This is a genomic window from Streptomyces sp. ISL-98 (assembly GCF_018614055.1).
GTDB lineage: Bacteria > Actinomycetota > Actinomycetes > Streptomycetales > Streptomycetaceae > Streptomyces > Streptomyces spiramyceticus.
The window spans coordinates 1-8,997 of record NZ_JAGGPB010000121.1 but is presented as its reverse complement, the minus strand read 5'-3'; the positions used below and the strand labels follow the sequence as shown (position 1 = coordinate 8,997).

5 protein-coding genes and 2 pseudogenes are annotated in these 8,997 nt (G+C 70.0%); 6 read left to right on the top strand and 1 reads right to left on the bottom strand.

Annotation, left to right across the window (positions count from 1 at the left end):
• A pseudogene (locus J7I98_RS42815) lies at nt 1-685 on the bottom strand (hypothetical protein); the annotation flags it as partial.
• 175 nt (nt 686-860) lie between these two features.
• On the opposite strand from J7I98_RS42815, the gene J7I98_RS40665 reads away from it, so the two are divergent.
• From J7I98_RS40665 to J7I98_RS40640, 6 genes and pseudogenes are all read left to right on the top strand, one after another.
• A complete protein-coding gene (locus J7I98_RS40665) occupies nt 861-2,855 on the top strand; it encodes a toxin glutamine deamidase domain-containing protein (RefSeq protein ID WP_214930080.1) in 1,995 nt (664 codons plus the stop codon).
• A 14-nt stretch (nt 2,856-2,869) separates the two neighbouring features.
• Nucleotides 2,870-5,026, top strand: coding sequence for an SUKH-4 family immunity protein (locus J7I98_RS40660; protein ID WP_214930079.1), 2,157 nt, complete (start codon nt 2,870-2,872; stop codon nt 5,024-5,026).
• Between the two features lie 113 nt (nt 5,027-5,139).
• Nucleotides 5,140-7,053, top strand: a complete 1,914-nt coding sequence (locus tag J7I98_RS40655; protein WP_214930078.1) for an ATP-binding protein — start codon at nt 5,140-5,142, stop codon at nt 7,051-7,053.
• Between the two features lie 52 nt (nt 7,054-7,105).
• Entirely contained in the window at nt 7,106-8,434 is a 1,329-nt protein-coding gene (locus J7I98_RS40650; RefSeq protein WP_214930077.1) for an SUKH-4 family immunity protein, read from the top strand.
• An 81-nt stretch (nt 8,435-8,515) separates the two neighbouring features.
• Nucleotides 8,516-8,716, top strand: coding sequence for a hypothetical protein (locus J7I98_RS40645; protein WP_214930076.1), 201 nt, complete (start codon nt 8,516-8,518; stop codon nt 8,714-8,716).
• Nucleotides 8,717-8,814: 98 nt separating this feature from the next.
• Nucleotides 8,815-8,997, top strand: a pseudogene (locus J7I98_RS40640) (hypothetical protein); the annotation flags it as partial.

Genomic DNA, 8,997 nt, shown 5'->3' with positions numbered 1-8,997 from the left:
GCCTCGCCGCAAGCACCCCCACCCAGTCCAACTCCGCACCCCCCGTCAACACCGAGCCGTCGTCCACAGGCCCCCGGTCGGACGGCAACTCCCCCATGCCGACCTCACCCACCTCCCCCACAACAGCGGACGGTGCGGCAGGAGCACGTACAGGCACAAACACCCCAGGCAGCTCCCCCTCCGGCACCAGCCCCACCAGCCCAAACCCCACATCGGGCCCGCCCAGGACCCCCTCCACCACCACCCCGGGAACCCCCAACCCCACCGGAACCGGCCCCGCTTCCACACCGAACCCGACTCCTTCCACGCCCCCGCGCAGTACGCCGACACCATCGACGGACGGCCGCAGCCCGAACCCGAACCAGCCCGCACCCGGGACTGCACCCGTACGCGCCCCGAACCCGAGCACGCCCAACACCAGCACACCGGGATCGGCAGACACCCGTACGCCCAACACGAACACGAACCCGGCCTCGACCACGCCCAACACGAGCCGCCCCGAATCAACCACCCCGAGCCAGGACCCGAGGCAGCCGGCCCCAACCAGGACCACACAGTCGCCCGCCGGCACTCCAGCGGCGACGCCGAGCCCGAACGCCTCGGACCCCAATGCTCCCGGCCGTACGCCCGGCAGGGCCTCAACGCCGAACAGCAGCACCCCGAGCACTCCAACTACACCGAGCACTCCGAGCACCCCGAACCAGCCCGGAGCCACCCCCAGCCCCAATCCGGGCAACAAGCCGCAACAGCCGGGTTCGCAGCCCAACACACCTCAGAACACACAACCGAGCCCGGCGAACACACCAAACACACCGAACCAACAGCAGCAACAACAGGTGACGGCGGTCCCCATCCACACCGTGACCCCCGCCCCCAGCGGTCACACCGCCCAGCCCGCCACGCAGACCCCCAACACCGCCCCGCCGACCCAGCAGCAGGGCCAGGACAACAACACCAAGCCCACCACCCCCACACCGGCGTCCGAGACCCGCAACACCACACCTCCCGGCGGCGTCACCGACCCCACCCGCGCGGAGCAGGACGCCCTCGACAACTCCGTCCCCCGAGACGAAAACGGCGACCCCACCCGCCCACCGGACCCCACAGACGGCCCCTGGGTCCAGAACATCAACGGCGACGGACCCGACGCCCCCGGCCGCAACAACAACTGTGTCGACGTAGCCCTCTCCACCGTCGACACCTACGCGGGCAACCCCACGGCCGCCGCCAGCCGTACGCCCGACCTGGACGCCGACGGCAATCCCTCGGACCGCGGCGAGAAGGGCGGCCGCGACCGAATAGAGAACACGCTCGGCGCCCGCTTCAGCGACATGGGCAACGGCCGCGACGCCTTCAACCGCCTGGAGAACACCCTCCGCGACAGCGGGCACGGCTCGCAGGCCGTGATCATCACGCAGGACGCCAATGGGCGTGCGCACGCGTGGAACGCCGTGAACCACAACGGCAAGATCACGTACATCGACGCCCAGACGGGGCGCACCAGCCCGAGCCCGCTGCACAGCGGAAACAACGGCGTCTTCGCGATTCCGCTGGACTCCAACCGCCAGCCGGTCGCGCCCGAACGGCGCGCCGACGACAGTACGCGGCCACAGCAGGAGCCCTCCGCGACTCCCACGGACGCCGAGCGCCGAGCGCCGGACCAACCCGCCGGAAGCGAACCGGATGAGACGAAGGACGACTGGGACGACGAGGGTGACAACACCGGTGAGACGACGGGGCAGGACCCCGAGCGGCTGGGCTCCACCCCGTTCGAGGAAAGGCAGGACGCGGAACACCAGCACTACGGTGTCATCGGCGACCAGGCTCAAAGGGACTTCCGAGTCCACCGGGATCTCCGGCAGATCGACCTGGATCCCGTCTACAACGTCCTGGGAGATTTTGCGAACAACGACAACGCCGGGATGCGTGACCTGCTCGAAGGAAGCAGGAAGGGTACGACCTGGCGCCGCGACGACCTCGTGGATCGAATTCCCGGCTTTGCGGATCTGAGCCGAGGCCAACAGGCCGCGGCGGTGGGCGTTCTGGCACGCCTGAGCAATGACTTCCATATGAACCAGGGTGTGGGCGCCAGTCCGCACGCGCGCGAGGGTGACCGCTCTGCCTACGAGTGGCGGGACGACGCCGAACGAGAGGCACACCGCAAGCGCGACGCACTGCGGCAGACCAACTTCTCGGGCAACGACAACGAGAAATACAACGACTCAAGAGCCGCCGTCGCGCACGCGAATGGCAAGCCCTTCTCCGAGGTGGACGGCTCCAACAGCGCCTCCGCCAGCCCGGCGCAGCGCACCCGGCACCACCTCGACGAAATGTACGGCGAAAGCGTGGCCGACAGCGTCGTGGCGGCCACCAATGACATGAAACCGAATTTCTCGGGACGCAATTTCGCAGTCATGGAGGTTTACGACCCGGAAACCAAGCAGACCCACTACGTGGCCGACAGTTCGTACAGCCACGCGGGACCGCGACCGGACCACTCCGAACCGCACTTGGGTGGCTGGATCGAGCGCCTCAACGAGGACCGCGCCGCCGAGGGGCGGGAGCCGTTCGCCCCCGTGCACCTGTACACAGAGCGCGAGCCCTGTGGCCACCCTTCCGAGTCGAAGGGGCATGCGGACTGCGGGGGCTACATCCGCGCCTACCTGCCGGAGGACATGGGGGTGACCTATGCCACGGCTTACCGAAAAGGCGAACAGGTGGAACCGTTCAGCGATCCACGCGAGGGAGTGAACAATGTGGCTCAGGCCACGGAAGCCGATTTCCAGGATCACTTGAACAAGGTCTCCGATATTCTCAAGGCTTACCACTTGCCGACGCCAAAGCCCCCTGCGTAGGAAAGACCTGACGCATGAGTACCACCCCGAACCCGGATGAAGTCCGGGTAGAACTCGCGATGAGCCGTGCGCTGCGATGGATCGACCGGCCACGCGACGCCAGCGCCTGGCTGTGGATCGGCGGGCGCGCGGACAGCGGCAGAACGGCGCTGTTGCGCGAGGTCGTCGCCCGCCATCCGGCGGCGGCCCACGTCGACTGCGCCGGCAGGTCCGCGGAGGAGGTGGCCCGGAACGTGGCGTCGGCCCTCGGCGTCCCTGCCACGGACGCCTTCAAGGGCAACTTCACCGCGGTAGTCCGCCAGATCTCCGACGACCCCGTGGTCGTTCTTGCGAACACACAGTGGGCAGGGCGGTTGCGCACCTCGCGCGAACCAGAGCGCGTGCTCGATCAGGTGGCACGAGTACTCGTCAAGAACCATCGGCGCGGGCTGCGAATGCGCTTGCTGGTCGAGGTCGACGATGCCCCGGGCAGCGCCGCCGAGTTGGGCGGCCGGCATCTGACCCTCCAAGGGGGCTTCGAGAACATGCCCGCCTTCCCGGAGCCGGAGGAGGAATCGGTCCTGCCGTTCGCCCTCCGCGCACTGTCGTTGGCCGAGCACCGCTTCGTACCCCTGCCCGTGTGGTCCCTGCTCTGTTCGGCCCTCGGCCGGGACGTCCCGGAGTCCCGGCTGGAGGGGCTTCTCGGCGACTCGGCGGCCGGGGACTGGCTCCGCAGGTCGCACGACGAGGCGGGCGCCACCCTCGTGTCCTTTCGCCAGGAGGCAGCGGCCAGGCGGCTGCGTACGGAGATGCCTGCCGAGGAGGCCAGGTCCTGTCACGCGCGAGCACTCACCGCGCTGTCGGCCACAGACGCCCCCGAGGCGACGCGGTGGTACGCCGATCGCGCCCTGGCCGGTCACGCGGCAGCGGCCGACCGGTTCGCGGAATTTCTCGCGGACACCGCAGCGGTCGTCCGCGTCGGCCACGAGTCGCTGTTCGAGGCGTTCGAGGCCGCGTTCCATGGACGGCCCGTCCCCCAGGGAAGTGCCGGCGCCCACATCCATTACTTGGCGCGCCGCGGTGTTCGGCCGTCGTCCCAGGGTGAGTGGCTGGCGCTGTTGCACCTCAGCCTGATGCAGGCCGGTCCGAAGGGAGAAGCGGCGGCCGATCGGCTCCTGTCAGCGGCCGGCCCCGTGGCCCTGCCCTGGCAAACGCTCTGGGCCTACGGCGTCGGTGCCGGTGCGTTCAGCACGGACACACTGGTGCGGCGTCCCATCGTCCGAACGCTCCGCATCGTGCACACACCGGCAGGTGACCTGGTCACGGCCCGCACCCGCCACGACCATATCGGCACCTGGGACCTGGCCACAGGCGCGCCTCAGGCCGAACCTGACGAGGCCGCGGACGTGTCTGGTACGACGCACGCGGATCAGGGGCCTCGGGGGTGGCGGCCTGCCGGGGCCGCTGACGGCGAAGTGGATCTGCCCCGCATGCCCGAATACGTCCGTCGAGGCGTGCGCTCGGGCTCTCGCATCGCTCTGGCCTCCACCGACGGGGTGTGCGCCGTCGAAATCAACCACAGTGCCGCGCGGGAAGCCACGCCCGGTCTCCTCAAGCGGCTGGTGGGCACCGACACACGGCTTGCTCCGGCGGACTTGCCCGCCGCGGCCCTGGGCCCCACGACCGAGTGGCTGACGAGCGTCTGGGGACCTGCGGCGGTCAGACGGTTCCCGCAGGGCACCCTGCCACCTGACATCTCCGACACCGGTACCCGCGCATTCCTCTCCGCAGTAGGCCTCCCCTGTGTCACCGGCTTCCTCGAACTCGACACCACCGGGCTGGAGGACGCAGGCCTGCGTTCCATTGCCGGGCCAGTCGGCAATCTGGCCGGGAGGGAAGCGCCGTACTTCTCCCTCGGCAGCTGGCAGGGTGCACGACTCCTCCTCGACGGCCACGACGGAAGCGTGCTGCAGGACGGTTCGTCGGGCATTGACGACTCGCTGGCCGGAAGCAGCCTCGGTCAGTTCGTCGCCATGGTCCGCCTCTACTACTGGTGGTTCGCGTCCGACTGGTCGGTCGAGGACATGGAGAGCGATGTTCGGCGCTGGCTGAGCCAAATCGACCCCGAAGCTTTCCAAACACAATGCTGGCAACGGGTCTTCGACGATTTCAACTTCGATGACCGGGTCTGAGGGCGGGACCGGTCCTGGTCCGATCAGCCGCCGGGGGCCGGGCGGCCATGTCACCGCCGTAGGGTCGACGGACGACGTAAGCAAGGTGTCCGTAAGGGCAAAGGATGGGATCGATGACCGGGTCAAGCGACGGCTACACACCGCACCCGTACATAGGCGGACGCTCGGCTGTGCTGCGCACACTCGCAGCATGGCGTACGGAGTGGCCAGGGGCACCGCGCGTCGTCATTCTCACGGGAAGCTCCGGCAGCGGACGCTCACGCCTGCTTGCCGGATTCCTCATGCTCTGCGACCCGGAGTTCCGCAAGGCGCTGCCGGTCGACGAAATGGACCCGTCAGCCGTGCCGCCCGCCCTGCCGGCACCCGCCGTGCCCGCAGCGGCAGGTCGTACGGCAAGCCAGGTGCTGTGGTTGGTCGCCGACCACTACAAACTGAGTGCGTCCAGTACCAAGGGGGTGTACGCCGAGCTGGCCTCTCTCGACCGTCCAGTGACCGTCGTCGTTCCGGATCTCGACCGGGCCGGTCCCGTGCGTGCGGCGGACGAGCCCGCACGAGTGGTGCGAGAGGTACTCAAGCCACTCGCGGCCACCGAGACCGTACGCCTTCTCACCGACGTGCCGCGCGAACTCGCCGCCGAGCTTGCGGAGGGCTTGCCGGCCGGAGCCGCGCAGATCATCGACCTCGACGACCCGCAGTGGGCCGACCCCGAGGGTCTGGTGCTGCACGCCGATGCGGCCTTGAATCCTCAGTCCGGCGTCCCCGAGCTGCCGTTCACCGTCGATCCCGGGCAGCGTCGCCGGCTGGCCGAGGCCATCGGTCGCCGGGCCGGGACGAACCACCTCGTCGTCCAGCTGGCTGTGCACAGCATCCTGACGGCACCCAACGGCTTCGACCCCACCGACGACCAGTACCTGCCGGCGTCCGTCGGCCAGGCCCTGGACCTGCACTCCCGCCGTCTCGGCAGTGACCCGCAGACGCTGCGGCTGATGCTCGCTCCGCTGGCACTGGCCGAGAGCGCCGGGGTCCCGGTGGAGCTGTGGAGGCGGCTCGCGGTCGCTGTCGCCGGGCCGGACCTGGCCGAGGCGATCGGGAACGGCATGGCCCTCGTGGCCCCGTTCGTCGAACCTGTCGAAGAAGAGGACGGTCGTACGCTGCTCCGTCTGCTCCACCCGGCCATCGGGGACGAGATCCGCGCCGGGCTGGCCGGCGTCCGCGCCGCCCAGTCCCAGGTAGCCGTGGCACTGCTCGAGGCCGTGCCGAACCAGGACTGGGGCCGAGCCGATCCCTACGTACGCGACCACATAGCGGGGCACACCCTCGAAGCTGGACTTCTTCCCCAACTCCTCACCGATCCAGGGCTCTTCGTCCACGCGGACCCGGTACGGCTGCGCGCGGCCATTGAGGCAGTCCCGACGGAAGGACTCGGGGCCGCGGCCCGCACCTATCTCCGCACCGCTCCCCTGCTGACGCGTACCGAGGCTCCGGCCCAGTTGCGTGCCGCCCTGCTGGAGACCGCGTTCGTCGAGGACGGCCTACCCGAGTACGCCGCCGCCGTCCACCGGCTCGGCATCGACCTCCCATGGCAGACCCTCTGGAGCCTGCCGGTCCCGGGCATCCACGCGGTGACCATCGGGAGCATCCCGGCGTCCGGCGACGAACCGGCGGTCCCCGTCGCGGCACTCGCTGTCCCGGAGGGCACACCTGACGCGTACCCGATTGGTGCGCGGGGCGGGTCCGCACTGCTCGTCCACAGCCTCGTCCAGCGGACGCCCCTCGGCGACACGTCCCCCGAGCGGATACTGCAGCCTTCCGAGGAGGAGCGCGCCTCTGCTCCGCTCGCGCTCAGCGTGGGTGGGGACTACCTGCGCGTGTGGAGCCGCGCCGACGAGGAGATCGTGGCCGCACTGATCTCCGACGTCCCCTTCACTGGCGCCGACCTCTCCCCGGACGGCATCCTCCTCGTCGCCACCGAGCGTGGTGCGAAGGCCCTGCGGATCCTGGCGCAGGCCACACCGATAGCCTCGTAGAACCAACCCCACCCAGGCAGAACCGTCCCCGCCGACCCCGAAGGAGCCCCGCGTGACCACCCAGGAGCAGGCGCTCGCCACCGCCGACCGCTGGCTCAACCCTGACGGCCGCGAGGCGCCCCGCCGCGAGGTCAAGATGCGGGAGTTCGACCTGGGCTGGGTCGTGTGGGCCGCACCCGCCCCACTGGAGCGCGACCCCGAGACCGGGCAGCGGCGGCCGCCCGCCGAGATCGGGGACGCGTGCGGGGTCGTGGACCGGCGTACCGGTGAGCTGACGGTCTGGCCTTCGGTTCCGGTCGACGAGGTCGTACGGATGTACCGGCAGAAGCATGGCGGTAGCGCATCCGGTGATGGGTCGGCCGGGGACGCCCGTCCGGTGACCGGCCCCGGCAACACCTCCGTCTTCACCTACACCGACCCGGCCACCGGCGAGGAAACGACTCTCTTCCGCAACTCCGGCCCCGGCCTCCCGCCGTCCGAGTACCAGGCGGCGGGCGAGCTGCGGCGGATGGGCGTGCCCAACGAAAACGTCCTCGCGATCCACACCGACCTGCGCCCCAGCCTGCTCCCCGGCGGCTACACGGCAGAGCTCCTCAACACCTTCCGGAACGCTGAGCTCTCCTGCACCCAGACGTACGGCGCCCGTCCGGAGGCCCGCGCGGAGGGCATCGCCGCGCTGATCCAGCACGTCGAGATGATGCACCAGGTGGCCGGCCGGCAGCCCCCGCCCCGCCCCCACCGCACCCCGGTCCCGACGCAGGTCGCCCCCGCGGAGCCGATGCGCGACGTGGCCCTCGGCCGCCACCTCACCGACGTCTTCGGCTCCGACGGCGTACGCCGCTACGACGCCGACGACCTCGCGGCCAGCCAACTCCCCGAGGCCACCCAGTCGTTGCTCACCTGGGCCGGACTCCCCCTCGACCTGCCCCTGTTCTTCAACGCGGACCGGCCCGACGGTCCCCCGGCAGGCGGCCTGTTCACCGACGTGGCCACCAATCTGCGGGAGCGCCGCAGCCCTGCCGGCGAGGAGAAGATCGCGGCCCTGGCCCACCTGACCCGCATCGGCTGGGACGGCGTCGCGGTGCTCGCGGTGCAGTGCCTGCCCGGCTCGACGGAGCCCAACGGGCTCGGCGCGGTCTGGGCGATCGACCCGGTCACCGCGTCCGCGCGCTACGTGAACATCTCGGCCGGCGCGTACGCCCGCTCCCTCGCCCTGCTCGCCACCGTACGGGAGCAGATGCAGGGCCTCGACCCAGTGGCAGCGGGAGCTGCGGTGGCGGAGCTACAGGAGCAGCTGGTCGCCATTGACGCGATGGCGCTGGCGAACCCGGACACCTGGTGGTCGCTGATCGTCGAGCAGATGTGGCACGGGCTGTTCTGAGAAGCCCAACTCGTCGTCCCCCTGCCCCTTGATCCGCGACGGCCAACCGGCCCATTCGCGTGCCGAGTCCGCCCCCGCCGCATGGGCGCAAGGGGCAGTGGGATCTGCCTCTTCGCATCGGCACGTGCGACCACCGACAGTCCCGAAACCCACGAGGCAGCCACCAACGGGAACAGCGACGGTGGTTACGTCGGTGACGAAGGACCCCGCCAGCGCAAGACGGACGCTGGGTTCGCCATGGAGTACTTCGACATCCGGAAGCCGGAGGACAGGCAGGAATGACCACACAAGTGACACGTCACGAGGTGCCTGCCGACCGAGTTCGCAGTCCGCAAGCGCTCCTTGACAACACCGAGGCGCGGGCCCGGGAGCTCGAAACCATGCCCAGCACGTTCAACACGGGACTGAACAGGGCACTGGCGAACGTCAAGAATCACTGCGCCCTCGATCCCCGCGCCGCACGGATCGAGACCTGGGAGGCATGGGTCGCGGCCATGCAGATCGGCTCCGCCCTGTTCCGGGCGGCCACCTCGTCCGAACCCACTGAGGTGCCCCCCGGAGTG

Excerpts from the sequence above, each read along its gene's own strand:
- J7I98_RS40655 (WP_214930078.1), top strand. The coding sequence starts at position 5,140 with ATGACCGGGTCAAGCGACGGCTACACACCGCACCCGTACATAGGCGGA.
- J7I98_RS40660 (WP_214930079.1), top strand. The coding sequence starts at position 2,870 with ATGAGTACCACCCCGAACCCGGATGAAGTCCGGGTAGAACTCGCGATG.
- J7I98_RS40645 (WP_214930076.1), top strand. The coding sequence starts at position 8,516 with ATGGGCGCAAGGGGCAGTGGGATCTGCCTCTTCGCATCGGCACGTGCG.